The organism is Mycobacterium sp. (assembly GCF_008709575.1).
Taxonomy (GTDB): domain Bacteria; phylum Actinomycetota; class Actinomycetes; order Mycobacteriales; family Mycobacteriaceae; genus Mycobacterium.
Genome location: NZ_VYIK01000168.1, coordinates 1 through 1,286 on the forward strand (window position 1 = coordinate 1; position 1,286 = coordinate 1,286).

General features: G+C 63.8%; 2 protein-coding genes. Both read right to left on the reverse strand.

Annotated elements, in window-relative coordinates; all coding sequences use genetic code 11:
* Positions 1-149: 149 nt before the first annotated feature.
* On the reverse strand, positions 150-710 hold the full coding sequence (locus tag F6Q13_RS17585; RefSeq protein WP_293059287.1) for a carboxymuconolactone decarboxylase family protein: 561 nt from the start codon (positions 708-710) through the stop codon (positions 150-152).
* A 238-nt stretch (positions 711-948) separates the two neighbouring features.
* The gene (locus tag F6Q13_RS17590) at positions 949-1,122 is read right to left on the reverse strand and encodes a hypothetical protein (RefSeq protein WP_293059290.1); all 174 of its coding nucleotides are present in this window, start codon (positions 1,120-1,122) and stop codon (positions 949-951) included.
* Positions 1,123-1,286: the final 164 nt, after the last annotated feature.

Genomic DNA, 1,286 nt, shown 5'->3' on the forward strand with positions numbered 1-1,286 from the left:
ACTACGGGCGCCATTCGGGCGATCAATGGTCGGTGGACCAACTGCTGGAAGTCCACCGTCTGCTTCGCGGAACGGGGACAGCGTGACTCATAGCGGGTTGATCGCCGAAGTCGCCGCGCGCGCCGGCGCTAATGCCAAGGAAAGTCGAATCACCTACGGTCAGTAGTCAACCCGGGTGCAGCGGGGATGTCGAGTTCGGTCTGCGCGTAGTGGTTGAAGTAGTTGGTGAACAGGTTCGCCATCACGTGCGCGAAGAGCTCGGACAGGTTCTCGACGGTCCACCCCGCCTCCAGCGCGTCCTGCCAGGTGTCGTTGTCAACTTCGCCCACTGCGCTGGCGATCTGGCGCGCCACCGCCAGAAGTGCGTGCAGTTTCGTTTCTTCCGTGATCGGGGTGCCGTCGCGCAGGGCGACGGTCTCCTTTAGGGACCACCCCGCCAATTGACCGGCGATGGTGTGCGCGGACTGGCAGTACGCGCAATCGTTAACCGCGCCGACTGCGAGTGCGATCGCTTCTCGGGTGCGCGCGTCGAAGCTGCCATGGGCGGCGATGGCCGCTTGCATCGCGGTGTAGGTACCCAGGACCACCGGGGCATGCGCCATTGCACCGTGGATGTTGAGCACCGCGCCGAACCGTTGCTGCAGTTTCTGCAGAATCTCGCCTGCGCCCGCAGGCGCATCGTCGATGCAGTGTACGGGGATACGGGGCATTGGGCACGCTTCCTTGCCTGGGACGGTTACCAGTTCAGCCTCGTGCGTTCGATGGCGCGCTCCGCGCGAAATGTCAGTATGCCGACACAATTGACGTCCTCGGCGCGGAAAACTGTCAGCTCGACGACACAGGCGCCACCGGATCCTCGATGTCGTGGTGAGCTGGCTCTGCCCGATGCCGACGGTCGGAAACGACGGTCGGCGACAGCGTTGTTCGGCTGACAGTGCAACGCGGTTTTCACGACCAGGCACGGTTGAGTGCAGGGATCGCCGAGAGGGGCGAAATGAACACGCAAATAATGACCAGGGGTGCACTGGCCGGTGCGGTTGGCGGGATGGCGATGGCCATGTCGTCGATGCGATTGCTGCGGGTCACGCACTCGGGAAATCGGCAACCGGCGTGGGCGCTCATGCAGTAGTCGTGTGGCGGATCGTGGATGCCGAACGGACCCTCAGGCACAGCTGACCGGCACAGCGGAAGGGGCATGCTATGACGACCACCAGATTGTATGTGCCAGCGATGAGTTGCGACACGTGCAGGCGTGCGATCGAGACCGCGGTCGCACCGCTGGCCGG

What these genes read in the sequence shown, in the direction of transcription:
- F6Q13_RS17585 (WP_293059287.1), bottom strand. Translation starts at nt 710, where the DNA reads ATGCCCCGTATCCCCGTACACTGCATCGACGATGCGCCTGCGGGCGCA.
- F6Q13_RS17590 (WP_293059290.1), bottom strand. Translation starts at nt 1,122, where the DNA reads ATGAGCGCCCACGCCGGTTGCCGATTTCCCGAGTGCGTGACCCGCAGC.